The organism is Streptomyces sp. NPDC111516, assembly GCF_055635345.1.
In genome coordinates, this window is the sequence record NZ_JBVKBV010000037.1 from 1 (window position 1) to 26012 (window position 26012).

Genomic DNA, 26012 nt, shown 5'->3' on the forward strand with positions numbered 1-26012 from the left:
CGGACCCGAGAACCACTACAAGGGCTGCACCCGTATCACCAGCCGAAACGCCGAGAGTTGCGCCGCCAGTCGAACCCCTAACCGAACGGCATTGCGCCTAACCTTCGGGCCAGAGTGCCGTCGAAGCAGCGGCCCGATCCGAGGAGCTCCTGTGATGGGGAACTATGCGAGGACAGCCGCCACCGTGATCGCGGTGGGGCTGTTGGCCGCCGCTGTCGGCGGCTGTTCGCACCGTGCCGGCGGCAGTTCGTCGCCCGCCAGCGCCACACCCTCCACCTCCGCCTCCCCCTCGGCCTCCGCGTCCCCTTCGCCGTCCCCGGTCGGCAAGGCACGGATCACGATCAAGAACTTCGCGTTCGCACCGGCCCAACTGAAGGTCCCCGCAGGCGCCCTGATCACCGTCGTCAATGAGGACGCCGTGGCCCACACGGTGACCGCCACCACCGGCGCCACCACCGGGAAGACGTTCGACACCGGTGATGTCGCGCCGGGGAAGACGGCTACTTTCACCGCCCCGGCCAAGCCCGGCACCTACCCGTACATCTGCACCATTCATCCGTACATGAAGGGTTCGCTCACCGTTCGGTGACGCGCGCGGTCCCCGGCCGGCGGAGCACGCGATTCCGGCCCGGGCGCACCGTCTGTCACCAGCGGTTGTGCGCCACGGGCCGGACCTGCGTCGGGACGTCAAGTCGACGAAGCCGTAAAGCAGTTGTGATTTGCGCACCCGGGCGCGCTCACCGCGCCCAGCACTGCCGCAGCCACAAGCGTTCTCGCGCGTGCGGCGGCCTTCGAAGACGCCATGACGAGCTTCGTGAAAGCCCGCCGAACCGACAGCGTCCGGGAAACGCCCACCGGTCGCAAGATCACGCCTATGGATTGACGCGGCACGGCCAGAGCATGGAGAAACCGCACGCTGTTCGTCATCGCCGCAGGCAACGCCGGTGCCCCGTACACCATCGGCTCCCCCGGCGCCGCGGACTCCGCCCTCACCGTCGGCGCGGTCGACACCGCCGACAAGCTGGCCTACTTCTCCAGCCAGGGCCCGCGCCTGGGTGACGACGCCCTCAAGCCCGACCTCACCGGCCCCGGCGTCAATGTGCTCGCCGCCCGCTCGCAGTACGCCTCCTCGGGCTCGGGCTACTACACCACCCTGAGCGGGACCTCGATGGCCACGCCGCACGTGGCAGGCGCCGCGGTGCTGCTGGCCCAGGAGCACCCGGACTGGACCGGACAGCAGATCAAGGACGCCCTGGTCAGCACGGCCAAGGAAACCCCGAACTACACCGCCTACCAGGGCGGCAGCGGCCGGGTCGACGTCAAGGCCGCAGCCTCCGACACCGTCTTCGCGACCGGTTCGGCCTACTCCGGCTTCTACGCCTGGCCGCACGACGCGGACAAGAAGTCCGAGAAGACCATCACCTACACCAACACCGGCGACACCGCCGCCACCCTCGACCTGAAGACCGACGCGGCCGGCGCCCCCGCCGGACTCTTCTCGCTCTCCACGGACCACGTCACCGTCCCGGCGCACGGCACGCAGCAGGTGACGCTCACCGCCGACCCCGCCACGCTGGCGTCCGACAGCAAGGTGACCGGCCAGGTCAAGGCGTACGACGCGACCGGCGCGCTGAGCGCCCACACCACCATCGGCATCAGCAAGGAGAACGAGCGCTACACGCTCCACCTCAAGGCCCGCGACCGCGCCGGCAAGCCACTGACCGGCAACGTCGAACTACTCAAGCTCGGGTGGGAGTATCCGGAGTACCTGACCCTCAACGACTCCGGTGAGGCCGACGCACGTCTCGAAGCGGGCACCTACTCGGCGATGATGGTGGCCAAGGTGCAGGGCGCGGGCGGCCCCGACTCGCTCGGTATCGCACTTCTCGGCAACCCCGAGGTGAAGCTCGACAAGGACACCACCGTGGTGCTCGACGGCACCCGGACGCACGAGGTGCGCGCCGTGACGCCCAAGGAGAGCAGCCCGCTCTCGACCCGGATGGAGTACTACCGCTCCGGCGAGGGCAGCACGCTGCAGTCCGGCTACCTGCTGCCGGTGTGGTACGACAGCATCTGGGCCGAGAGCGACACCACCAAGGTCAAGGACGGCGACTTCGCCTTCACCACCCGCTGGCGCTCCGTGCAGACGCGGCTCACCGTGGCCTCCAAGACCCGCAGCTTCGACGATGTGCTGCCGCAGGCCGGCTCCACCCTGCTGCCCGACGGCCACTGGAAGCTCCCGGTCGTCCACGCCGGCCAGGGTGCCGCCTCCGACTACGCCGGCCTGGACGTCTCGGGCAAGGTCGCGGTGGTCCGCCGCAGCGACAGCGTCACCGCCCCCCAGCAGGCCGCGGCCGCCGTTGCCGCCGGGGTGAAGCTGCTGCTCGTCGTCAACGACCAGCCCGGCCGGCTGAGCAGTTGGTACGGGGACTACCCGGTGAGCTCGCCCATCGCGGTGGCCTCGCTCACCACGGCCGAGGGCGAGGAACTCATCGCCCAGGCACAGCAGGGCACCGCCACGCTCACGGTGACCTCGAAGCCGGTCAGCGACTACGCCTACGACCTGGTCGAGCGCCATGACGGCATGATCCCGGCGGACCTCACCTACCGGGCAACCAAGGACAACCTCGCCCGGGTCAACGGCGGTAACGCGGCCGACGGTGCCGAGTTCCGCTGGGACATCCCCTCCTACACCAGCTACGCGACCGGTTTCGCCCTCAAGACTCCCATGCCCCGGGAGCGCACCGACTGGGTGTCCACCGATGGCAAGAACCAGTGGTACGAGCAGGCGTCCATCCCCGGTCTGCTGGAGGAGCGGTCCACCCGGCTCACGTACCAGGCCGGCACCACCACGGACGTGAACTGGTTCTCGCCCATCCAGCACCCCCGGGTCAACGACAGCACCTGGCCCTCGGTGAGCCCCCTGTCCGCCAGCACCCACACCGAGTGGACCTTCATGTCGGGCCACACCGACAGCGTCCAGTTCCTGCCGCTGATCCAGTTCGACTACGGGGTGGAGACCGACGGGAACGGCTACGCCCACCGCAACACCGACCTGACCGTCACCCCGTCGACCATCGACGGCGCCCCGGACGCGGGCAAGGTGACCTCGACCGGACTGGAGGTCTCCTACGACGACGGAGCCACCTGGCAGCAGGCCGACCTGGAGCAGTCCGGAACCTCCTGTCAGGCCAAGCTGCAGGCGCCGAAGTCGGCGTCGCACGTCTCCATCCGCGCGGCCGCGACGGACAGCAACGGCAACACCGTGACACAGACCGTCATCCGCGCCTTCGCGGTCAAGTAACACCCTGACAAGGACGGGCTCCCGAGCCTGCAAGGTCTTCGGTCAGAACTTCGCCGAGCAGATCCTCACCTGGGTCAGCCAGCGCTGACCCGCGCGCTCTGCGTCTGCGGCCCGCACCGACCTCCGGTGCGGGCCGCATCGCTGCTGTCGGACAGGTCAAGGCCGACCTGTTCTTCATGGGCCTGGAGTACGTCGTCTTCGTGGGGGGGACACGCCCGGCACCGGCCGCCCCTGCCGCTCTCCCGGCAGGGGCGGCCGGTGCTTCTCAGGCGGGCTGGATCCCGGGGCGGCCCGACTCGGTCACGAGCGACGTGCGGGTCGAGACGGGGGCGCCGGGGGTGGTGACGTACGGGAGGACCCGGAAGTCGGCCCGGCAGCTCTCCCGGGTCAGTGCGCAACGTACGTAACCACGCTGGAAGTTGGTGAACTTGATGTGATCGTTGGCCGCGAGGAGCCGGGCGCCGGACGGGTCCAGGTCCATCCCGTCCTTCGTGGTGGAGATGGACGAACCGACGAACTCGACGCCGATCGTGGGCGATTCCGGGTCGTCGAAGTTCTGCTTGAGATCGGCGGCGAGGTGACGGTGCATGTCACCGGTGAGGACGACGGGGTTGCTGACGCCACGGTCGGTGATCTCCTTGAACAGCCGTTGTCGCGCGTCCACGTAACCGTCCCAGAAGTCCATCACGAACGACTGGCCGGGGCCGGGATCGGTGTCGACCTGGGTCACGGGAATCTGCTGGGAGATCATGTTCCATGTCGTGTCGGAGTGTCCGAGGCTGCGGTGGAGCCACTGCTCCTGCTCCGGGCCGAGGATGGTGCGGCCGGGGGTGAGCCGTTCGTCGCAGCCGCTCTTCGTGCCGTCGCCACAGGGCTGGTCGTCGCGGAAGAGCCGGGTGTCGAGGATGTGGAAGGTGGCCATCCGGCCGTAGCGCAGGCTGCGGTACATCCGTGCCTCGAAGCCGTTCGGCTTGTTCGGCAATCGCAGCGGCAGGTGTTCGTAGTACGCCTGGAAGGCCGCCGCCGCGCGTTGCCGGAAGACCACCGGGTCCTGATCGGGTTCGTCGTCGACCTTGGACTTGTCGCGTGCCCAGTTGTCCTCGACCTCGTGGTCGTCCCAGACGACGGCGAACGGGTGGACCTGGTGGGCGGCGATCAGGTCGGGGTCGAAGCGGTGGAGGGCGTGGCGGTTGCGGTACTGCACGAGGTCCATCGGTTCGGGGCGCAGTTCGGCGGCGACGGGGACGTTGCGTACGCCACCCATGGCGTCGATGGCGTTCTCGTAGATGTAGTCGCCGAGGTGCAGGACCAGGTCGACGTCCTCCTCGGCGAGGTGCCGGTAGGCGGTGTAGAAGCCTTCGAACCACGCCTGACAGGAGACGAAGGCGAAGTCGAGTTCCTTGGGGCGGCTGTGCGACGGGGGTGCGGTGCGGGTGCGGCCGACCGGGCTGTGCACGCCGCCCGCGCGGAAGCGGTAGTAGTAGTGCCTGCCCGGTTGCAGTCCGGAGACCTCGATGTGGACGGAGTGGGCCAGTTCGGGCACCGCCCGCGTCCGCCCCCGGCGTACGACGGACCGGAAGCGTTCGTCGCGGGCAACCTCCCACTGGACGTCGACGGCGTACGGCGGCATGCCTCCGGCCCCGTCGGGAGCGAGGGGCTGGGGCGCGAGACGGGTCCACAGAACGAATCCGTCCGGCCAGGGATCGCCGGAGGCGACTCCCAAGGTGAACGGGTCGTCATGGAAAGGCGCGTCACCCCAGGCGCTGCCCGCCGACAGGCCGGCCGCGGCAAGGGCCATACCGACCGTCCCGCCGAGCATCACCCGTCTGCCGAACCCTCCGGTGCCGCCTGCCCCACTGTTGAGTCGCATGAAACTCGTCCCTTCGTCGGGCGGGATCCCGTGCGGTACGAAGTGGGATCGGCGCGTGATTTCACGTCCACCCATGTGGTAATCACATGCTGAATATCACAGGGGAATCACACGCCACAAGACCACGCGCCGGTGGTCGCAATGCCGTTCACAAGCGGTCAGTTGGGGAGACATCGGCCATCGCCCGAGGCGACCGGGTGCAGCGTCGGCAACACCCTTGACACCCTTCAGGGCGGCTCATAGTCTCCACGCCACAGAATTAACGTTAGATTTCACATCGGGAAATTCGGTGCGACGGAAGGACGTGCTCGTGTCCGGTTCCTCGGCAGCGGATGTGCCCGCCTCCCGCCCCGCCGAAGGAACAGCGGCCGGCCACCGTCCCGGAGACCGGACGCTCCGGCCGTACGGCCTGCGGTGCGAACATCGCACCACCCCGCTGGGGATCGACGAAACCGCGCCCCGGCTCTCCTGGCGGCTGGCGTCCGACCATCGTGGCGACGACCCCGTGGCCTACCGGGTCCGGGTCGCCGAACACCCCGAGGATCTGGACGGGTGCGGTCAACTACGCTGGGACACGGGCCGGGTGGCGGACCGGGACGCGACCGGTGTCGGGTACGCGGGATCCGCCCTCCGGAGCCGTACGCGCTATCACTGGCGGGTCTCCGTCTGGCCGGCCGGATCGGCCGCGCCCGCCGAGGCCACGTCCTGGTTCGAGACGGCCTGCACCGACGCGAGGGCGTGGCGGGCGTCGTGGATCACTCATGATCCGCAGCCGGTCGAGGTCATGGACGCGCCCACCGAAGGCGAGTTCGCACTCGACGACCACGGGCTGGCCCCGTGCCCTGTGCTGCGACGCACCTTCACCGCCTCGGCGGGCGCGCATGCCCGGCTCCATGTCAGCGCGCGCGGCCTGTACGAGGTCCGGCTCAACGGCGTACGGGTCGGCGACGCCGAACTCGCGCCCGGCTGGACCGATTACCACCACCGTGTCCAGTACCAGACGTACGACGTGGGCGAGTTGCTGCGCGAGGGCGAGAACGTACTCGCCGCGACCGTCGCCGACGGCTGGTGGAGCGGATTCGTCGGCTTCGAACCGCGCCGGGCCGGGGCCCACTACGGCACGTTTCCCCAGTTCCTGGCCGAACTTCACCTCACCGGTCCGGAGGGCCGGAGCACCGCGATCGTCACCGACGGGACATGGCGCAGCAGTACGGGAGTCATCCGTCACGCGGATCTGCTGATGGGCGAGTGCCATGACCTGCGCCACGCCGCCGACGGCTGGGAACTGCCCGGCTTCGACGACTCCGACTGGTCACCGGCCCTGGTGACGGACGTCGATCACCGTCTGCTCGTGGCGTCCGTCGACGAGCCCGTGCGGGCGACGGCCGAGCTGCACCCGCGCTCGGTCACACGTATTTCTCCGGACACCCACATCGTCGACTTCGGCCAGAACCTGGCCGGGCGGGTGCGGCTGCGGGTCGGTGAACTCGCCGCCGGCGCACGGGTCGTGATCCGCCATGCCGAGGTGCTCGACGACTCGGACCGGCTGTACACGGCCAATCTGCGCACCGCCGCCGCGACCGACGTGCTCATCGGGGACGGGCGCGCCCACATCGTGTTCGAGCCGCGCTTCACGTACCACGGGTTCCGGTACGTCGAGATCAGCGGGATTCCGGAGCCGGCCGAGTCCGATGTCGTCGCCGTGGCGCTGCACAGCGACACCCCGTGGGCCGGGGAGTTCGACTGCTCGGACACGGAGCTGCGCCGGCTCCACGAGTGTGTCGCGTGGGGGCAGCGCTCGAACTTCGTCAGTGTGCCCACGGACTGTCCGCAGCGCGACGAGCGGCTCGGCTGGCTGGCCGACGCGCAGGTGTTCCTGCCCACGGCGGCGCTCAACGCGGACGTCGCCGCGTTCTTCACCAAGTGGCTGCGCGACATCGATGACGCCCGCACCCCCGACGGTGGCTTCTCCAATGTCGCCCCGCGTCTCGTGGGCGTCTGCGACGAGGGCGCACCGGGCTGGGGCGACGCGGGTGTGATCATCCCGTGGCACCTGTACCGCTGCTACGACGATCCGCGGTTCCTCGCCCGGGCGCTGGACGGCATGTGCGCCTGGATCGACCTGATTCACCGTCATAACCCGGATCTGGTCTGGCGCAGGCGGGTGGGTCCACACTTCTCGGACTGGCTCGCACCCGGCACCCCCACTCCGCGCGACGTCGTCGCCACGGCCTGTTTCGCGCACAGTGCCCGCCTCACGGCGAAAGCCGCCGATGTCCTGGGCCGGAAGGACGTCCGGGACCGCTACCACCGGCTGGCCGACGACATCCGGAGCACGTTCGCCGAGCACTTCGTCACCGTCGAGCGAGCCGGCGCCGGGCCTCCCACCGTACGGATCGCCGGAGACACCCAGACCGGCTATCTCCTCGCGCTCGCCTTCGAGTTGCTGCCCGGAGATCTCGTGGACGCCGCCGCAGACCGTCTCGCCGCACTCGTCGAGTCCGCCGGGCCCGCCCTCCTGACCGGTTTCCTCGGGGTCGCGCTCGCCGCGCCCGTCCTCGACGCACACGGGCGGGCCGACCTCGCCCACGCCCTGCTGAACCGTGCCGAAGTGCCGTCGTGGCGGTTTCCGCTGCGGCAGGGCGCCACGACGATCTGGGAACGCTGGGACGGATGGACCCCTGAGACGGGGTTCCGCGCACCGTCGATGAACTCCTTCAACCACTACGCGCTCGGGTCGATCGGCGAGTGGCTCTACCGCGGTGTCGCCGGCCTCGACCAGGCGCCGGACTCCGCCGGATACCGGCAGCTGCGGATCCGGCCCCGTCCCGGCGCCCTGCACCGCGCGAGCGCCCGCCACGAATCGGTCCGCGGCACCGTCGAGGTGAGCTGGGAGCGGCAGGGCGACCGGTTGACCTTGTGCGTACTGGTGCCGCCCGGCGCCACCGCCGATGTGTACGTGCCCACCACGGACCCGCGCTCGATCCGCGAATCGGGTGTGCCGACGAGGGCCGACGACCGCCACATCACATGGATCGCGACCGCCTCCGACCATGTTCTCCACCGTGTGTCCTCGGGCGCGTACCGCTTCACCGCGACCTGTCCACCGGCAGACGGCCACGCCGCGGCGCCTCCGGAGGCCCGGGCCCGGCCGTCGCTCACTCCGAGCCGACGCACATCAGGACCGGCGGCGAATCCCTCGCCCGCCCGATCGCACGAGGAGGGCACACCATGACGACGGGTTCTCACAGCCGGCCGGGCCGGGGCGCGGTCGGCCGCCGGGGGTTTCTCCGTATCGGCGGCGGGGTCGCGGCGCTCGCCGCCCTTCCGCCCGCGCTGACGGCCTGCTCGGATTCGGGCAGCGGCTCCGGCAAGCTGCGCATCGTCGGCGTCGCCGACCAGCAGAAGCCGGTCGAGGAGCTGGTCGGGCTGTATCGCAAGTCCCACCCCGACGACGAGTTCGCCACCTCCTTCGCGCCCACGGACCAGGTGCAGACCGTGGTGCGCACCCAGCTCGCGGGGGGCAACGCCCCCGATGTCCACGTGCTCTATCCCGGCAGCGGCAGCGCCATGTCCATGGTCGAGCTGGCCAAGGCCGGACTGCTCGCCGACCTCAGCGACCAGACATGGACGAAGGAGGTCCCGGCGAACTTCCACCCCGCGTACCGGCACCAGGGAAAGACGTATCTTTATTCGGCGGGAAGCAGCGCCATCGGCGCCATCTACAACAAGAAGGCCTTCGCGAAGGCCGGCGTCCAGCCAGCCAGGACGTGGAGCGAACTGCTGCACGTCTGCGCCGAGTTGAAGGCCAAGGGGGTCATTCCGATCGCACTCGGCGCCCAGACTCCCTGGGTCACCCAACTGATCACGTACGCGCTGGTCCCCAACGCCGTCTACGCGAAGAACCCCGGATTCGACGCCGAGATGGCCGCCGGAAAGGCGCACTTCCGCGGCTCCGGCTGGGCCGATGCGATGGGGAAGTACCAGGAGTTGCAGCGCCGGGGCTTCTTCAACGACAACCCCAACGGAACGACGTACGAGCAGCAGACGTCGATGGTCGCGAGCGGCAAGGCCGCGATGGCCGTCCAGGTCTCCGCCGTGCTCGCCAACTTCCGTCAGGCCACGAGGACACCGGACGATCTCGGCATGTTCCCCTTCCCCGGCGGTGACGATGCTGCCAATCTGTGGATTCCGGCAGGCATCGTCGTCGGCCTCGGCGTCTCCGCACGGTCAAAGAAGAACGCCGGGGCGAAGCGGTTCATCGAATTCCTCGGCAAGCAGGAGAACGTGGACCGCTGGGCGCAGTCCGTCGCCGCGATCCCGTTCAAGCGTGACGGGTCCACCAGGATCGACCCCGTCCTCAAAGACTTCCTGCCCGTCATCGACGACAACCGGGCCGTCCCGTTCATGGACCAGAACTGGCCCAACGCCGAGGTGCAGCCCGCCCATTTCGCCGCCGTACAGAACCTCCTCGCAGGCAAGACGGACGTGGATGGCGCGCTCGGGCAGATGGACGAGGCCTACGGGAAGAAGCCGTGACGAGCACCTCCCAGAAGGCCGACCCGGGCACGGTCGGCGAGGCCGGAGGCGGACCGAGGACCGGCTCCGGCCGCCCGGTCCGGCACCGCGACCACACCACCCCTTCGTGGATCTTCGTGGTCCCGGCACTCGTCGTGTACGGCGTCGTCGTCCTGTACCCGAGCCTGGCCGGGGTGATGTACGCCTTCACCGACTGGTCCGGCATCGGCGGCTTCTCCTTCACCGGCCTCGACAACTTCCGCACGCTGCTCGACGACGGCCGGGCCCTGGAGTCCGTCGGCAACACCCTGCTCCTCACCTTCGCCGTGGTCGTCGTCCAGAACGGCGTCGGCCTGCTGCTCGCGCTCGGCGTCCACACCAACATCAAGTCCCGTGCGCTGCTGCGCCTGATCTTCTTCGCGCCGGCCGTCGTCAGCCCGGTCATGGTCGCGATCCTGTGGAAGTACGTCTACAACCCCGAGAACGGTGCCGGACTCAACGGTGTCCTCGGCGCGATCGGGCTCGGCGGTCTGCGTCAGGACTGGCTCGGCGATCCGTCGCTCGCCCTGTGGTCCGTCGCGGCGATGGTCGTGTGGCAGTACGCCGGATACTCGATGGTCGTCTTCCTCGCCGGCCTCCAGGGCGTACCCGCCGAACTCCACGAGGCCGCACGGATCGACGGCGCGGGCTCGTGGCAGCGCTTCCGCTATGTCACCTGGCCGCTGCTGGCCCCGGCCCTGACGATCAACCTCATGCTGTCGACCATCGGCGGCCTCAAACTCTTCGACCAGGTCTACGCCGCCACCAACGGCGGCCCCGGCACCTCCAGCGAGACGCTGTCGACCGTGCTGTACAAGGAGGCGTTCGTCTACGGGAAGTTCGGCTACAGCACCGCCGTCGCCCTCGTCCTCGCGCTGTTCGTCGCCGCGGTCTCCCTGGTCCAGCTCCGTTATCTGCGCGCGAGGGAGGTCATCGCGTGAGCATCGCAACGACCCGCGGGCCCGCGAAAAAGGGACCCGAACGCGGAGCGCACCGGGGCCGTGGACCGCGGTACGGGCGGTACGCCCTCGAACTGGTCATGATCGCGGTCGCCGTCGTGTTCCTGTTCCCGGTGTACGCCCTGGTCACGCTGGCAATGAAGGACCCCCGGCAGATCTCCGAATCGCCCCTCTCGCCGCCCTCCCCGCCCACCTTCGCCAATTTCGGCGATGCCTGGTCCTCCGCGTCGCTGGGGCCCGCCCTGCTCAACAGCACGATCATCACCGTCGCGAGCCTGCTGCTCCTCATCGTGCTGGGTTCCACGGGGGCGTACTACCTCGCGCGCCGCGCCCGCGGTCTCGGCTACGGGCTGTACATCCTGTTCCTGCTGGGCATCGTGCTGCCGTTCCAGCTCGGCATGATTCCGCTGTACAAACTCGTCGACGACCTGGGCTGGCTCGGCACGTACCAGGGCATGGTGTTCTTCTACACGGGGATCCAACTCCCGTTCACCGTCTTCCTCTACACCGGATTCATCCGGGCCCTGCCGCAGGACTACGCGCAGGCGGCGCTCATCGACGGCTGCAACCACCGACAGGCGTTCACCCGGATCGTCTTCCCCCTGCTGCGTCCCATCACCGGCACCGTGATCATCCTGAACGCCGTGTTCATCTGGAACGACTTCTTCACGCCGCTGCTCTACCTGGGCGGCTCCGACAAGGAGACCGTGCCCGTCGGCGTGTTCGCGTTCGTCGGCCAGTACGTCTCCGACTACGGGCTCGTCTTCGCCGGACTGGTGCTGGCGGCACTGCCGATCCTGGTGGTCTTCGTGCTCCTCCAACGCTATGTGATCAAGGGTTTCGCGGGCGGTCTCAAGGGCTGAGGACATCTCATGACACACCCGGTGCACCCACCGCTCCCCCCGGGCATCGCCGCGGTCCTCACGGAGCCGCCGCGCGCCTTCTCGCCCACCGCCATCTGGTGGTGGAGCGGGGAACGGCTCGACCGCGCACGGCTGCGGGCGCAGTTGGAACGGTTCACCGAGGGCGGTGTGCACAACCTCGTTCTCCTCAATCTGGCGCCCTCGGGCCCGCTGTTCGGCTCCGACGCCGACGACCCGCCCTTTCTGTCCGACGCATGGTGGGCTCTGCTCGACGGCGTGTGCGAGGACGCCCGCGAACTGGGTGCGAGCCTGTGGTTCTACGACCAGCTCGGCTTCTCCGGTGCCGACCTCCAGGCGCGCCTCGTCGACGAGCAGCCCGCCCACGCGGGCCGTCGGCTCGACCGCGTGCGTGCCGTCGTCGACTCCACGACGCTGCGGACCGGAGAACTGCGGTGTCCCCCGGACGGGACGCCTCTCGCAGGCCGCGCCGAACCGGTCGACGCCGCCGGCCGTACGGCCGGTCCGTCGGTTCCGGTCGCGGTGGACGACGGGGTCGTACGGGCGCCCGGTCCGGGCCGATGGCGTCTGACGCTCCATCATCATGTGCCGCTCGGCTTCGACTACCTCGGTTCGACGGCGTGTGCGGCTCTGCTGGACCGGGTGCACGGGGAGTTCGAACGCCGGCTCGGCGACCGGCTGGGGACGGTCGTCGTCGGCTCGTTCCAGGACGAGCTGCCGTCCCTGCCCACCTGGTCGACCGGATTCGCCGACGCCTTTGGGCGCCTTCGCGGGTACGACATCACCGCGCGGCTCGACGCCATGTACGACGGCAGCGGCGATCCGGACGCCCACCGGATCCGGCGTGACTATCAGGTCACCCGCGCCGAGCTGGCCGAGGAGGCGTTCTTCCGGCCGCTGGCCACGTGGCACGACCGGCACGGCCTGCGCATCGGCTGCGACCAGCAGGACCCCGCCCGCGCCGGACACCCCTTGGCGGGCGTGGAGTTGTACGCCGATTACGCCCGCACGCACCGCTGGTTCTCGGCCCCCGGCTCCGACCACCACGGGGACGCCCGTATCCACTCCTCGCTGGCCCATCTCTACGGCCACGCCCGCACCTGGATCGAGGCTTTCCACTCCACCGGCTGGGGCGGCACGCTGGAGGAGACGTTCGACTGGCTGCTGCCGTGGCTCCGCGCCGGTGCGACTCTTTACAACCCGCATGCCGTCTACTACACGACGAAGGGCGGCTGGTGGGAGTGGGCGCCGCCCGCGACCGACTGGCGTCAACCGTACTGGCGCCACCACCGTGTCTTCGCCGACGCCGTGACCCGGCTGTGCGCGATCCTGAGCCTCGGACACCATCTGTGCGACATCGCAATCCTGCTGCCCACCACCACGGCCCAGGCCGGTACGGCCATGGACGGGGTGACGGACGCGGCGGCGCGGGCACAGTCCACATATCTGCAACTCACCGGTGACATGGCCTGGTTCCGCAGCCGTCCAGGCATCATGGACCAGCTCGGTCTCGATGCCGACGTCATCGACGACGCATCCCTGGCGAGCGCCCGGGTCACGCCGTCGGACGACGGAGTGCGGCTGAGGGTCTCGGACGAGGCGTACGCCGCGATCGTGCTGCCCGCGTGCACCGTCCTCGAGCACGACACGGCACGACGGCTCGTCGAATTCGCCTCTTCCGGTGGGATGTTGATCGCTCTCGGCGCCCTCCCCGAGCACGTTATCGGCCGCGAAGCGGCCGGTGTTCTCGCTGAGCTGCGCGCGTGCTTCGCGGACGGCCGGGCCGTTTTCGTCCCCGGGGCGGGCGATATGGCCGAGGCGCTCTCCGCGGCGCTCTCGGGGGTGCACCCAGTGGTCCGGGCCCCGGTTCCCGCACTCGCGCGGCGTGTGGACGACACCACGGTGGTATTCCTGACCGCGGCCGCCCCGCGGGCGACCCGGGCGGCCGTCGCGGCCCCCGATGCCCGGGGTGCCGCGCTCGGCTGGCTGGATGCCCGATACGACTTCGACCCGGGCCGCTACGCGCTCGGCACACGGGTGCGGGTACGGGACGTGGGGGGCCCGGCCGTCCTGGTCGACCCGTTCGGCGGCGCGCCCCGGACGCTGCCGGTGCGTCCCGCCGATGACGATGCCCGGGCCGTCGAGGTCGACGTCCCCTTCGACACGGGTCCCGCGGCGGTGCTGGTCCTGCCGGCCCGGACCGTGCGGACGGCCACGTCCGAAGCGCCCGGGACACCGGGTGCCGCACCCGCCGTCGCCACCGTGGAGATCCCGCCGGGCGCGGACTGGGACATGACGCTCGTCCCGACCCTCGACAACACCTGGGGCGACTTCGCCCGCCCCGCGACCGGCCCGCCCACCGGCCCGGCGGTCACCGAGTGCCGGACCTTCCGGCATCGAACGGAAGCGACAGGGGAGGACGGTGTCCGGGACGGCTGGGCCATGGGGCCGGGCCGCGCCGATGAGCAGGCCGTGGACACGGTCCACGCGACGTTCGGCCCGCGCGCGGTCGCGCTCCGCGACGGTCCCGGTCACGACTTCCCGGTGACCCTTGAATGGTCCGACACGCTGGGCGTGTACAAGGACCCGGTCCACCGCGCGGTCCTGGGGCCCAAGGGGCATGTGCCGGAGGAGTTCGTGCACATCGGGCCCACGGCTGCCGGAGAGCCGGTGCGGGTGTGCATGGAGCTTCTCCTGGACGAGTCCTTCGACGGACATCTGGCGATCGGGGCGGCTGCGACGAAGCGGGCCCGGCTCGACGGCGCCCCCGTTCCCCTGGATGACGGGGGCCACCTCGCGATGGGCCCGGTGCGAGTACCGGCGGGCCGCCGCCTGCTCGAACTGGAACTGACCTCCGATCAGGACTGTGACCTGCGGGCGCATGTGGCACTCGTACGCGATCCGGAGCGCTACCGGCGCCCGGAGTGGATTCACACTTCCGGAACGATGGGCACGACGTTGCACCTCTCGACGCTTCCCGCCCGGGCGGTCGTCCAAGTGGCAGCGGGTGTCCCCTGCGTCCTGCGCGTCAACGGGCAACTGATGGGCAGACAGGGGGGATTCGACCCCTATGCCGAACACGCGGTGCCGCGCGTGCGACGCCATGACGTGGCGGCGGCGCTGCGCATCGGCGACAACGACATCATGGTGGAGACGTCCGGCGACGGCGACCGCTCGGTCCTGGTGGACGCGGTCTTCGAGGACGGGAACGGCGACCGTGTCGCAGTCGTACACAGTGACGCCCGGTGGTGGGCCGGGAGCGCGCGCGGGCGTGTGCCCGTCGCGGTGCGCCGCGAGCCGGTGGGCGACCCGGCCGCACTGTATCTGCGCCGTCGCCCGCATCCACTGCCGGGGGCCGCCTGGCTGGACCCGGACGCGGACGACGGCACGGTGGTGCCGGTCCGGTGCGCGACCCCGGGGAGCCGGGGAGCGGTGGAGTGGCTGTGGTGCGAACTGCCGCCCGGGACCACCCGGTTGACCGCGTACGTGCACGGCGGAACGGCTGTCTTCGTGGACGGCGCCGAGTACACCGCGCCCGTCGTCGCCGTCGACGCCCGGGGCGTTCGGACCGTGGCGGTCGATCTGTCGGCCGGTGGCCCCTCCGGTCCCCGGACTGCGGCCTTGCGCATCCGGACCCGTCCCGGGTTCGAGGGGGGTGCCGCGCTGGCCGGCCCGGTGCGCTGCGAGGTCGGTCCCGGGCGGATTCGCGTCGGCGACTGGGAGACACGCGGCCTGGCCGAGTACAGCGGCGGGGTGCGGTACCGCCGCGTGGTGACCCTGCCCGCCGAGGCCGCCACGGGGCGCGTGTGGCTCCACCTCGGACGGGTTCGCGGGACGGCGGAGGTGCGGGTCGACGGCGCGGGCGCCGGGGTGCGGGTGTGTTCCCCGTACGTGTTCGAGCTGACCGGCCTGGCCGGGCCCGGGGCCCACACCCTCGACATCTCCGTGTTCGGGACGCTGGCACCCCGCCTGGACGCGACGAGCCCGACCCACTTCGTCTTCCCGGGCCAGCGCGTCAGCGGCCTGCTGGGTCCCGTACGGCTGCAGGTCGGTGGCGAGCCGCCGGTTTGACGAATATCACATGACGACATGTCCCCTCATACCGGACATTTCCCTCAAAGTGTTCAACGCGGCTGCCTCCCGGGCGCGTAGGGTCGGCCTGGCCCATGAATGGGGATCCGATCCGGTACGGCTGAGCCCCGACCCCCTTCATCACATCTCCGCGGCCCGAACGGATACCAGGGCGGCAACCTGCTGCGGCCCACCTCAATGCGCGGTTGCAAGCAAAACGCGACGGAAGCGCGACTCTCAGCCGGCCAGGGCGAGGTCCGGCGGGACGACCTCCGACACATCGTGGGACAGGACACAGCCTTCATGTACGGATCACCCATATCGTCCGGCGCTCGGCGCGGTCTGGCCGCCGCCCTGGCCGCATGCTCATTGCTCACCGCATTCGCCCTGGCCACCCCGGCCTCCGCCGACACGGCCAGTGCCATGGCGGGCGGTTCGAAGGTCGTCTGCACGTCGGAGAAGCCGGGCCTGGCCGCCGCGTTGTCCCACGACATAGCCGGTGCCCTCGACAGTCGGCAGGGAACATCGTCGCTGGCCCTCTACGACCGGACCACCCGGACCACCTGCGAGCTCAGGGCCGGCACCCACTTCGACTCCGCCAGTGTCGTAAAGGTCTCGGTGCTCGGAGCACTGCTGAGGCAGGCCGAGGAGGCACACCGGAAGCTGACTCCGCGGGAGGTGGAACTGACCACCGCAATGATCACCACGTCGGACAACGACTCGACCTCCGCTCTCTGGCGCCAGATCGGTGCCGCCGGGTTCCAGGAGTTCCTCACCCTGGCCGGCATGCGGGACACCGTTCCTGGTGCGGGTGCGAGCTGGGGTCTCACCCGGACGACCGCCGGCGACCAGCTCCGGCTGATGCAGTTGCTGACGACGGAGAACTCCGTACTCACGCCGGCCTCGCGCGCCTACGCCCTCGACCTGATGCATCGGGTCACCCCCGGCCAGACGTGGGGAGTACCCGCCGGATCGCCCGCGACGGCAAAGGTGCATGTCAAGAACGGCTGGCTGCCGCGCGCCACCGACGGATGGCGGGTGCACAGCGTGGGCTCCTTCACCGAAAGCGGTCACGACTACGGCGTGGTGGTCCTCTCCAGCGGCAACCGCACCATGGACTACGGCGTCGCCACCATCGAAGGAGCGGCCCGCGTCATTCACCGCGACCTGACCGCGGCAGCGGGCCACTGACCGGGCCACGCGGGGCCGTCGCCCCATCGCCGCACCCGTGCGGATCAGCCCCGCACGTGCATGAACCCGGCGTCCCGGTCGTGCCGGTCCGGGCCACGTGACCGTGCTTCGCCCACGCGCGCCCTTCCCGGCACCGCGCCGCTCAGGCGATATCCACGCCGTAGTCGGCGGCGATCCCCGCCAGTCCCTGTGCGTAGCCCTGGCCGATGGCGCGGAACTTCCACTCGCCCCCTCTGCGGTACAGGGCACCGAAGACCATTGCGGTCTCACCGGCGGCGTCGTAGGAGAGTTCGTAGCGGCACATCTCGCGGCCGGTGAGGTTGTCCACAACGCGGATGAAGGCTTCGCCGACCTGTCCGAAGCTCTGACCACGCCGCTCCGCGTCGTGGATGGAGACCGTGAAGACGATCTGCCCCACCTTCTCGTCCAGCCCGTCGAGGTCGACGAGGATCTGTTCGTCGTCCCCCTCGCCTTCACCGGTCGTGTTGTCGCCCGTGTGCCGAACGGCACCATCGGGGCTGATGAGGTTGTTGTAGAAGACGAAGTGCTCGTCTGAGATCACCTTCATCTCAGGGCCGCAGATGATCGCGGACGCGTCGAGGTCGAAGTCGGCGGCGCCGACCGGCTGGGCGTCCCAGCCCAATCCGACCGTGACGTCCGCAAGCGGGGTGCCGTCCTGGTTGAGGACGACGTTCTGACCCTTGGCGAGGGTGACGCCCATGTGTACTGCTTCTCCCCATAGTCGAGTGGTGTCAGCGCCCGCGGTCGAGCCCCGGGCGTGACGAGTTTCACAATAGTTTAAAGTTTGCGCAATAATTAAAGTATGAGCATGGATACGAACGACTTGACGGGCTGGGAGCGCGCGAAGCTCGAAGGCGGCCCCGCGGACGGAGCATGGATGCGGGTCACCGACCGGCCCGCGGTGCTACAGGTCACCTACCCCTGCCAACTGGATTCCCCGCCCGGGGACATGCGGGTGGAGGCCCTCTACCTCTATCGCCGGGATCCCCGGGTGCGGAGCGAGCCGCTGAGGTACGGCTTCGACGGCGCCAGCCCCTGACGGCGCCGCCACGTGCGGTTCAGCGGGTGGCGCCGTCGTTTCCCGTGGCCGGGCGGGCCGGAGCCGGCTCACCCGCGGCCTGGATCACCGAAGGCGCGACCTGCACGGACGGGCCGGGATCGGCGGCGGGAGACGATGCGCCATCCTCCTTCATGGCCTTGGTCTCGCTCTTGAGGATGCGCAGCGACTTCCCCACCGCCCGAGCGGTGTCCGGCAGTTTCTTCGAACCGAACAGCACGATGACGACGATCGCCACAATCAGCAGATGCCAAGGCTCCAGCCCATTACGCAACATTTCCCGCCCTGCCCTTCACCTCATCGACCAGGGTGCGCACTCAGGAGTGGCCCCCACAGCAAAACTTGCTACATTGCGCAACTGTACAACCTTGGGGTGGGGCGAGTCGTCCCTCTGTATCAACCGGACGGATGAGGGCGCATACATGGCAGGCACTCGCCAGCAAATGACACCCCCGCGTCGCAGCGGCGCTCGATCCGCCGTACGCGGACGGCGGCGCAAGCGCAGCCGGGTGCGACTCGTGCTCGTGATGGCTCTGTCACTGCTTGTGCTGGTGACGGCAGGAGCGGGGTGGGTCTACCTCCGGCTGAGCGGCAACATCGAAACCTTCAGCTCGGACGGTATCTCCGACGACCGGCCGGATGCCTCCGCCTCGAAGGGGGAGAACGTTCTGGTCATCGGCTCGGACGCGCGCACCGGCGGGAACAGTGATCTGGGCGGCGGCGACAAGAACGACGTCGGCCGCTCCGACACCGCCTTCCTGCTCCACATCTACGCCGATCACCAGCACGCCGTCGCTGTGTCCATCCCGCGTGACACCCTTGTCGACATCCCACCCTGCAGGCTCCCGGACGGGAGTTGGTCCAAGACGCAGACCAACACCATGTTCAACGCGGCGTACTCCATGGGCCGGACCGCCAAGGGCAACCCGGCCTGCACCCAGAACACCGTCGAGAAGCTGACCGGGCTACGTGTCGACCACACCGTCGTCGTCGACTTCAAGGGCTTCTCGGAGCTGACCAAGGTCGTCGGTGGCGTCGAGGTGTGTCTGCCGCAGGACATCTACCAAGGGGATCTCAATCCCAACCGCACCACGCGCGGCAAACTCCTCTTCGCCAAGGGCGAGCAGAAGGTCGCGGGGCAGCAGGCACTGGACTACGTGCGCATTCGGCACGGCATCGGCGACGGCTCCGACATAGGCCGCATCAAACGCCAACAAGCCTTCGTCGCAAGCCTGATCAAGAAAGTGAAGAGCGACGGACTCACCCCCACCAAGCTGCTGCCGCTCGCGGACGCCGCAACCCGGTCCATGACCGTCGACCCCGGCCTGGGATCAGCCGACAAGCTGCTGTCCTTCGCGATGTCGATGGAGAACATCGACCTGCACAACACCAAGTTCGTGACCATTCCCTGGCGGTACCAGGGGGCGCGGGTCGCAATCGTCGAACCGGACGCCCACGCCCTGTGGGCCGCGCTGAAAGTCGACCGGACCATCGACGGCAAGGACGCCAGCGGCAAAGACCCGGACGGGACAGCCTCGGCCTCCCCCTCGGCAGGTGCCGATGAAGCGCTCTCCGGGGACGGCATCTCTGTCGCCGTCTACAACGGCACCACCGTCACCGGGCTCGCCGCCGACGCGGCGCTGACCCTCAAGGACCACGGCTTCACCGTCACCGCCACCGCCACGGCCGGCAGCCAGGACCACAGCACCACAGTGATCGAGTACGGACCAGGGCAGCAGGACCGGGCGAAGACGGTCGCCCGTCTCTTCCCCGACGCAGAACTCCAGGCAGCCACCGCGACCGGTATCCATGTGATCCTCGGCCGGGACTACGTGGACAACCCCGCAGCCACCGCCTCCGATGAGCCGGCCTCCCTGCCCTCCGAAGTGGCCGGCGGTGCCCGCTCCGCCGACGACGACCTCTGCGCCGACCTCTCCTACGGCTGAGCGCGCAGCACCTGAAATGCGGTCAGTTCCTGCGGCACCCCGCCGACCTCAGGGGCTCTGCCCGGCACCGGAACGGTCAGCGGGTCGGGCACCAAGAGGCCCGGCCTCTCAGAGGTCTCAGGCGCCGGTTCCGCGGAGCCCGCGCACCGGTGCGGACGCACCATCGGCTCGCGCGGTCAACTGGCCGACCATCAGCCGCACCACGGTCACGATATCGGGGTCGTCCACGAAGTAGACCATCCGTCGACCCTCGCGACGGGAACGCACGAGACCGGCGAGCTTCAGCTTCGTCAGGTGCTGGCTGACGGCGGGCAGCGCGCCGCCCACCCGCTCCGCGAGTCCACTCACATCACTCTCGCCCTGGGCCAGGGTCCACATGATGTGCAGCCGCGCCGATGACGCCAGCAGTCCGAAGGCCGCGGCCGCCTCCGCGAGCACCTCGGCAGGTGGGTCCTCGAAGCTGTCGACGTCTGTCGCCACCGTCGTCCCTCCCATTTCCGTGGGTCGCTTTCGAACCTTCTCAGTTTAGACCGCCATCCAGAACCCCGAGCGACGTCGGCCACCTGCCGATGAGCCGGTCCACGCCCAAGGGCCGCCAGGAGTTCCGGCGCAACCAGCGCCGCCCGCACCGCGTCTTCACCCATATCTGTACGGTTGCGCAACCGAGCAATGCATCGCTGTCGGCTGAGGGAGCCTCCGCCCGGCGCGGTCCGAGAAAGGAACAACGAACGTGGGCATCATCAGCTGGATCATCCTCGGGCTTGTCGCCGGAGTCATCGCCAAGGTCCTGCTCCCCGGGCGCGATCCCGGCGGCCTGATCGGTACCACTCTCATCGGCATCGCCGGCGCCTTCGTCGGCGGCTGGCTCTCGGCGCACTTTCTCGACCGTCCCGTGGAGAACGACTTCTTCGACCTGACCACATGGGGCGCGGCGATCGGCGGCTCCCTGGTCCTGCTCATCGGATACCGCGTCCTCTTCGGCAACTCGCGGGACTGACGAAAGTCCGGGCCTCCGTCGGAGCTTCTCCCGCTCCTTTCCGGCTTCTACGTTGCTGTAGAAACCAGAAACGTTCCGGACCGTCGAGGCGACCATCTCGTGCTGCTCGCCCGCTACAGAGATGGCGCCTCTTCGGCTTCTGCCAAGCGGAATCCCATCGCCACCTCTGCCGGGCGCGGCAAGCAGTACACATCGGGGCAGGGTCCGGGTGACGCGCCAGGTGACGCCTTGTCGCCAAAGGCGGCACGGGTCGGCATCGACCCGCGCGAAGACGGACACACAGGACGACAACTGCACCTAGGCTGTCCTCCCCTGAGATGTGTGCTGACCTCGCAGAATGCAGCCCTGGAACCGATCCGACTGAGCTGGGAGCCGCCCCGTGTTCTACTACGTGCTCAAATACGTCATTCTCGGGCCGCTTCTCCGGCTGTTCTTCCGTCCCAGGATCGAGGGTCTGGAACACATCCCGGAGGACGGCGCGGCCATCGTCGCCGGTAACCACCTGTCGTTCTCCGACCATTTCCTGATGCCCGCGATCCTCAAACGGCGCATCACGTTCCTCGCCAAGGCGGAGTACTTCACCGGGCCGGGAGTGAGGGGGCGGCTGACCGCGGCGTTCTTCCACAGCATCGGTCAGATTCCGGTGGACCGGTCCGGCAAGGACGCGGGGCAGGCGGCGATCCGTGAAGGGCTCGGGGTACTGAGCAGGGGCGAGCTGCTGGGGATCTATCCGGAGGGCACCCGTTCGCACGACGGCAGGCTCTACAAGGGCAAGGTCGGCGTAGCCGTGATGGCGATCAGAGCGCAGGTGCCGGTGGTGCCGTGCGCGATGGTCGGCACGTTCGAGATCCAGCCGCCGGGACAGGTCGTTCCGCGCATCAAGCGGGTCACCATCCGCTTCGGTGAGCCGTTGGACTTCTCCCGCTATGCCGGTCTGGAGAACCAGAAGGCGGCGATCCGGGCCGTCACCGACGAGATCATGTACGCGATCCTCACGCTCTCCGGCCAGGAGTACGTCGACGAGTACGCGGCCGAGGTGAAGGCCGCGCAGGCCGAGCAGACCAGGCAGGCCGGGCAGTCGAAGAAGTTCCCGAAACTGCGACGCTGACGGCGGATCCGCGCAGGGTGAACTCCACTGGTCCGGGCCGCGGTCCCGGCCTAGCGTGCCTCTCATGACCAAGGGAAACGCATGGGTCCTGGGAGCGACGGGACAGATCGGGCGAGCGGCCGTGCGGGCGCTCGTCGAGGACGGCTGGGAGGTGACCGCCGCTTCCCGCGGCGGCGGCCGGGACGCGCGGTGGGACGACACGGTACACACGACGGCTCTCGACCGGGACGAGGACGGGGCGCTGGCGGCCGCGCTGGGCGACGGTTGTGACGTACTGGTCGACATGGTGGCGTACGGCGCCGACCACGCCCGGCAGTTGACCGGCCTCGCGGACCGGATCGGCTCGGCGGTGGTCATCTCCAGCGGTGCGGTGTACGAGGACGATCGGGGGCGCAGTTTCGATACGCAGGACGAGCCCGATGGATTTCCCCGGCACCCCGTGCCGATCCCGGAGACCCAGCGCACCGTTTCGGCCGGCGATGCCACCTACGGGACGCGGAAGATCCAGTTGGAGCAGCATCTGCTGGCGGCGGGGGACGCACTGCCGGTGACGCTGTTGCGCGCGGGGGCGATTCACGGGCCGTACTGCCGCTCCCCGCGCGAGCTGTACTTCGTGAAGAGGCTCCTGGACGGCCGGGAGCGACGGGTGCTCTCGTACGGTGGTACCTCCCGTTTCCACCCGATTCACTCCTCCAATCTGGCCGAGCTGATCCGGCTCGCCGCCGAGCGGCCGGGTTCGCGGGTGCTCAATGCCGGGGATCCGCAGGCGCCGACAGTCGCGGAGATCGGCGCGGCCGTCGACGCGGTGCTCGGCCGGAGCACCGAGACCGCACTGATGGCGGGCGCGCCCGGGGAGGACGGGGTCGGCGAGACACCGTGGAGCTGCCCCCATCCCATCGTGTACGACATGACGGCCGCCGAGCGGGAGCTCGGGTACCGGCCGGTGACCGGCTACGCGGAGTCGCTTCCGGAGACGGTCGAGTGGATCGCCGCGCAACTGGCGGGCAAGGACTGGACGGAGGCCTATCCCGCCATGCTCCGGTCGTACGGGAAGAAGCTCTTCGACTACGCGGCGGAGGACGCCTGGCTGGAAGCGTACGACCGGACGGCATGAGGCGGAGCCGGTAACGCGAGAACGGGCGGCCGGTGATTCCGAGGCCGCCCGTTCCCGTTACTTGTGACCGCTGGGTGCGACCGTTACGGCTTGGGTGTGGCGTGCGGGGCGCACGTCACGTCGTTGTGGTCGGTCCTGCCCGTGAGCAGGTAGGTGTCCACCCGCTCGTTGATGCAGGGGTTGACCAGTCCGGTGACGCCGTGCGAACCGGCGTCCCGTTCGGTGATGAGGCGCGAGCCCTCGAAGCGCTTGTGCAGTTCGACGGCGCCCTGGTAAGGGGTGGCGGCGTCACGCGTGGACTGCACGATCAGCACCGGGGGCAAGCCCTTGCCGGTCTTGACGTTCACCGGGGTCTGCTGCTTGGCCGACCAGGTCGCACAGGGCAGGTTCATCCAGGCGTTGGCCCAGGTCATGAACGGGTAGTCCTTGTGCAGCCTGGCGTTGTCGCGGTCCCACTTCTGCCAGCTGGTGGGCCACTTGGCGTCCGCGCACTCGACGGCCGTGTACACGGCGTTGCCGTTCTCCGAGGAGGCGTTCCCCGCGAGGTCCGACATGTCGGGGCCCGCGGCGTCGACCAACGCCTGGGTGTCGCCCGCGCGGTAGTCGCTCCAGGTCCGGGCGACGAGTGCCCAAGTGGAGTCGTAGTACGGCGCGTTCTGGAAGAAACCGATGAGCTCGGCGGGTCCGACGACGCCACCGATCGGACTCTTCTTGGCCGAGGCGCGCAGCTTCAGCCACTCCTGCTCGACCTTCTCCGGGGTGTTGCCGATGTGGAAGACGGAGTCGTTCTTGGCTACCCATGCCTTCCAGTCGTCCCAGCGCCCCTGGAAGGCGATGTCCTGGTTGAGGTTGGACTGGTACCAGATGTTGTCCTTCGCCGGGTTGACGACACTGTCGACGACCATGCGGCGGACGTGGGTCGGGAAGAGCGTGCCGTAGACCGCGCCCAGATAGGTGCCGTAGGAGACGCCCAGGTAGTTGAGCTTCTTCTCACCGAGGGCGGCACGGATGACGTCCAGGTCGCGGGCGGTGTTCGGCGTGGTCATGTGCGGCAGCATCTCGCCGCTGCGTTCGGCACAGCCGTCCGCGTACTCGGCGGCGAGCTTGCGCTGGGCACGCTTGTCCGCCTCGGAGTCGGGTACGGGATCGGCCTTCGGAGCCTTGACGAACTCCTGCGGATCGACACAGGAGATCGGCGCGGAGTGGCCCACGCCCCGCGGGTCGAAGCCCACGAAGTCGTATGCCTTCGCCGTGTTCGTCCAGAGGGGGTTCTTGTTGGTGATCCGGGTCGGGAATCGCATCCCCGAACCGCCGGGGCCCCCCGGGTTGTAGAGCAGGGCGCCCTGCCGCTCGTCCTTCGTGCCGGTGCTGACGTGCCGGTCGACGGCGAGCTTGATCTGCTTGCCGTCGGGCCTGGCGTAGTCGAGCGGCACGGTCACCCAGCCGCACTGGATCGGCTTGGCCAGGGCCCAGTCGGCCGGACAGTCCTTCCAGTCGATGCCGGACGTGGCCGCCCGTGCCGCGGCGAGCTGGACACCATGCGCCTCGGAACCTTGGCGGTCATGGCTTTCGGCCGTGGCCACCGGTGCGGATATCGCGCCCGCCATGAGCGTGCCCGCGATCAGAGCGCCGGCCGAGCCGAGCAGTGCTGTGCGTCTCAAGTGGAACCTCCCCCATATCTGAAGCGCCGCCGGTGGCGGCGCGGTTCATTCGGGACCTCCCGCGGATCCTGTCGTCTGTGAGGTTCCTGGGAACAGTCCACACACCCACTTCTTTACCGAATCGATAACCGGACATCGGTGTCCCGCTGAGCGGTGTTCAGCCTGCCGGGGTGTGGAGTACGTCGTTCAGTGCCTCGTCCAGGACCCTGCGCAGCAGGCGCGCGTCGGGGGCGACCGTTGTCACCAGCACGCCCGGACCGACGAGCGGGGTGAGCACGGCGGTCGGCCGCAGCAGGCGTGCTCCGGGGCACCATTTTTCGCCGAACGACGGGTCCACGACAAGGAGTTGGCCGACGGCCCGATGGTCGCTGCCGCCGAGTCGACGGTGCGCCGGGCGCCGTCCCCGACCCGCGTTTCAATGGCGAACCGGTCACCGTGAAGAGGTGCGCTCATGACTCCGACAACGCCGTCCCGGATGGCGATGTGCGGCAGTCGCCGGTCTCCACGGCCTGGATGCGCTCGGCGGGCAGGACGGCGCGGCGCAGCAGAAAGGCGGCGTCCTCGCGGGTGCAGATGTCGTGGGTGACCACGGCGATGGTGAGCTGGTCGTGCAGGGCCCGGCAGGGGGCGGCGCAGGGCCCGGCGGCCGGGAGCCGTCCCTGGCAGCCTGACGCCCGTTCAGGCATGACTCAGCTCCCCCGGAGCCGGCCATGGCCGGGGGCGCGCGGCGATTCCGCGTTGCGGGCCGTCGGCGCGGCGCTCAGGCGCCCGGCTCGGGATGCCCCCGGTGTTCCGCCGCGATGCCGAAGCGCCGCCGTTCGCCGGGAGCGGACACGGAGGAGCCGATCGAGGAGACCGAGCTGATCACCTGCTCCTCGGCCGCCGCCCCACCGTTTTCGAGTCGCTCCAGGTCAGCGGCCGAAACGAGCGCCACGAGCGGCTTGCCGTGCCGCGTCACGACCACTCGCTCGCCGCCGTAGACGACGCGGTTGATCAGTTCGGCGAGCTCTGCTCGGGCTTGCGTCACCGGAATCTCGTAGGCCATGCTCCCTAGCCTATGCAATGTCCACCTGGTCCGCCGTGGTCCGTGGCGACAGAGAATGTCCAGGTCAGAGGCTCTCGCCTGCTCCCGTGCGCTCTCGTTCGTGAGAGATGTGTGAGACGAGGTGAGACAGAGAGTTTTCTGGTCGCCCTGAAATCCTGGCGGGTCTCAGCGGGGGTCGACGCCACACATGACGCAATCGGGCCAGTGCAGCCAGACGTCCTGGCCGTGAG

19 protein-coding genes and 2 pseudogenes are annotated in these 26012 nt (G+C 69.4%); 13 read left to right on the forward strand and 8 right to left on the reverse strand.

Going from position 1 to position 26012, the window contains the following annotated elements; genetic code table 11:
• Window positions 1-154: 154 nt before the first annotated feature.
• Window positions 155-589: a cupredoxin domain-containing protein gene (locus tag ACZ7L9_RS35735; protein ID WP_471421695.1), complete on the forward strand. Its 435-nt coding sequence runs from the start codon at window positions 155-157 to the stop codon at window positions 587-589.
• A 327-nt stretch (window positions 590-916) separates the two neighbouring features.
• Complete coding sequence (locus ACZ7L9_RS35740; protein WP_471421721.1) at window positions 917-3304, forward strand: S8 family serine peptidase; 2388 nt, start codon at window positions 917-919, stop codon at window positions 3302-3304.
• A 265-nt stretch (window positions 3305-3569) separates the two neighbouring features.
• Here ACZ7L9_RS35740 and ACZ7L9_RS35745 read toward each other — a convergent pair whose 3' ends face one another.
• Window positions 3570-5174, reverse strand: a complete 1605-nt coding sequence (locus tag ACZ7L9_RS35745) for an alkaline phosphatase D family protein (RefSeq protein ID WP_471421696.1) — start codon at window positions 5172-5174, stop codon at window positions 3570-3572.
• A gap of 310 nt (window positions 5175-5484) precedes the next feature.
• On the opposite strand from ACZ7L9_RS35745, the gene ACZ7L9_RS35750 reads away from it, so the two are divergent.
• From ACZ7L9_RS35750 to ACZ7L9_RS35775, 6 genes are all read left to right on the forward strand, one after another.
• Window positions 5485-8409 carry an alpha-L-rhamnosidase gene (locus tag ACZ7L9_RS35750; protein ID WP_471421697.1) on the forward strand — a complete coding sequence of 975 codons (2925 nt, stop codon included), beginning with the start codon at window positions 5485-5487 and terminating at the stop codon, window positions 8407-8409.
• Window positions 8406-9713, forward strand: coding sequence for an extracellular solute-binding protein (locus ACZ7L9_RS35755; protein ID WP_471421698.1), 1308 nt, complete (start codon window positions 8406-8408; stop codon window positions 9711-9713). Before ACZ7L9_RS35750 ends, ACZ7L9_RS35755 begins: the two co-directional genes overlap by 4 nt.
• Window positions 9710-10672: a carbohydrate ABC transporter permease gene (locus ACZ7L9_RS35760; protein ID WP_471421699.1), complete on the forward strand. Its 963-nt coding sequence runs from the start codon at window positions 9710-9712 to the stop codon at window positions 10670-10672. The genes ACZ7L9_RS35755 and ACZ7L9_RS35760 overlap by 4 nt, the downstream gene beginning before the upstream one ends.
• Window positions 10669-11553 (forward strand): carbohydrate ABC transporter permease, encoded by an 885-nt coding sequence (locus ACZ7L9_RS35765; RefSeq protein WP_471421700.1) that lies wholly within the window; start codon window positions 10669-10671, stop codon window positions 11551-11553. The genes ACZ7L9_RS35760 and ACZ7L9_RS35765 overlap by 4 nt, the downstream gene beginning before the upstream one ends.
• A 9-nt stretch (window positions 11554-11562) precedes the next feature.
• Complete coding sequence (locus ACZ7L9_RS35770; RefSeq protein WP_471421701.1) at window positions 11563-15642, forward strand: hypothetical protein; 4080 nt, start codon at window positions 11563-11565, stop codon at window positions 15640-15642.
• A gap of 303 nt (window positions 15643-15945) precedes the next feature.
• Window positions 15946-16833, forward strand: coding sequence for a serine hydrolase (locus ACZ7L9_RS35775; protein WP_471421702.1), 888 nt, complete (start codon window positions 15946-15948; stop codon window positions 16831-16833).
• 142 nt (window positions 16834-16975) lie between these two features.
• On the opposite strand, the gene ACZ7L9_RS35780 is transcribed toward ACZ7L9_RS35775, so the two are convergent.
• Window positions 16976-17554: a TerD family protein gene (locus ACZ7L9_RS35780; RefSeq protein ID WP_471421703.1), complete on the reverse strand. Its 579-nt coding sequence runs from the start codon at window positions 17552-17554 to the stop codon at window positions 16976-16978.
• 108 nt (window positions 17555-17662) lie between these two features.
• Between ACZ7L9_RS35780 and ACZ7L9_RS35785 the strand changes: the two genes are divergently transcribed.
• Window positions 17663-17893 (forward strand): hypothetical protein, encoded by a 231-nt coding sequence (locus tag ACZ7L9_RS35785; protein WP_471421704.1) that lies wholly within the window; start codon window positions 17663-17665, stop codon window positions 17891-17893.
• 19 nt (window positions 17894-17912) lie between these two features.
• Here ACZ7L9_RS35785 and tatA read toward each other — a convergent pair whose 3' ends face one another.
• Window positions 17913-18188 (reverse strand): Sec-independent protein translocase subunit TatA, encoded by a 276-nt coding sequence (gene tatA, locus ACZ7L9_RS35790; RefSeq protein ID WP_471421705.1) that lies wholly within the window; start codon window positions 18186-18188, stop codon window positions 17913-17915.
• Between the two features lie 145 nt (window positions 18189-18333).
• Here tatA and ACZ7L9_RS35795 point away from each other — a divergent pair, with 145 nt between their 5' ends.
• Window positions 18334-19857 (forward strand): LCP family protein, encoded by a 1524-nt coding sequence (locus ACZ7L9_RS35795; RefSeq protein WP_471421706.1) that lies wholly within the window; start codon window positions 18334-18336, stop codon window positions 19855-19857.
• A gap of 117 nt (window positions 19858-19974) precedes the next feature.
• Here ACZ7L9_RS35795 and ACZ7L9_RS35800 read toward each other — a convergent pair whose 3' ends face one another.
• The gene (locus tag ACZ7L9_RS35800; protein WP_471421707.1) at window positions 19975-20352 is read right to left on the reverse strand and encodes an ArsR/SmtB family transcription factor; all 378 of its coding nucleotides are present in this window, start codon (window positions 20350-20352) and stop codon (window positions 19975-19977) included.
• 235 nt (window positions 20353-20587) lie between these two features.
• On the opposite strand from ACZ7L9_RS35800, the gene ACZ7L9_RS35805 reads away from it, so the two are divergent.
• From ACZ7L9_RS35805 to ACZ7L9_RS35815, 3 genes are all read left to right on the forward strand, one after another.
• On the forward strand, window positions 20588-20854 hold the full coding sequence (locus ACZ7L9_RS35805) for a GlsB/YeaQ/YmgE family stress response membrane protein (RefSeq protein WP_389994397.1): 267 nt from the start codon (window positions 20588-20590) through the stop codon (window positions 20852-20854).
• 379 nt (window positions 20855-21233) lie between these two features.
• Window positions 21234-21962, forward strand: coding sequence for a lysophospholipid acyltransferase family protein (locus ACZ7L9_RS35810; protein WP_471421708.1), 729 nt, complete (start codon window positions 21234-21236; stop codon window positions 21960-21962).
• 64 nt (window positions 21963-22026) lie between these two features.
• Window positions 22027-23076 carry an NAD-dependent epimerase/dehydratase family protein gene (locus ACZ7L9_RS35815; protein ID WP_471421709.1) on the forward strand — a complete coding sequence of 350 codons (1050 nt, stop codon included), beginning with the start codon at window positions 22027-22029 and terminating at the stop codon, window positions 23074-23076.
• A gap of 83 nt (window positions 23077-23159) precedes the next feature.
• Here ACZ7L9_RS35815 and ACZ7L9_RS35820 read toward each other — a convergent pair whose 3' ends face one another.
• The 4 genes and pseudogenes from ACZ7L9_RS35820 to ACZ7L9_RS35835 all read right to left on the reverse strand — a co-directional run bounded on the left by ACZ7L9_RS35820 (window position 23160) and on the right by ACZ7L9_RS35835 (window position 25782).
• On the reverse strand, window positions 23160-24737 hold the full coding sequence (locus ACZ7L9_RS35820) for an alpha/beta hydrolase (protein ID WP_471421710.1): 1578 nt from the start codon (window positions 24735-24737) through the stop codon (window positions 23160-23162).
• 157 nt (window positions 24738-24894) lie between these two features.
• A pseudogene (locus ACZ7L9_RS35825) lies at window positions 24895-25116 on the reverse strand (urease accessory protein UreD); the annotation flags it as partial.
• Window positions 25117-25181: 65 nt separating this feature from the next.
• A pseudogene (locus ACZ7L9_RS35830) lies at window positions 25182-25369 on the reverse strand (urease accessory protein UreG); the annotation flags it as partial.
• 128 nt (window positions 25370-25497) lie between these two features.
• Window positions 25498-25782 (reverse strand): type II toxin-antitoxin system Phd/YefM family antitoxin, encoded by a 285-nt coding sequence (locus tag ACZ7L9_RS35835; RefSeq protein ID WP_471421711.1) that lies wholly within the window; start codon window positions 25780-25782, stop codon window positions 25498-25500.
• Window positions 25783-26012: the final 230 nt, after the last annotated feature.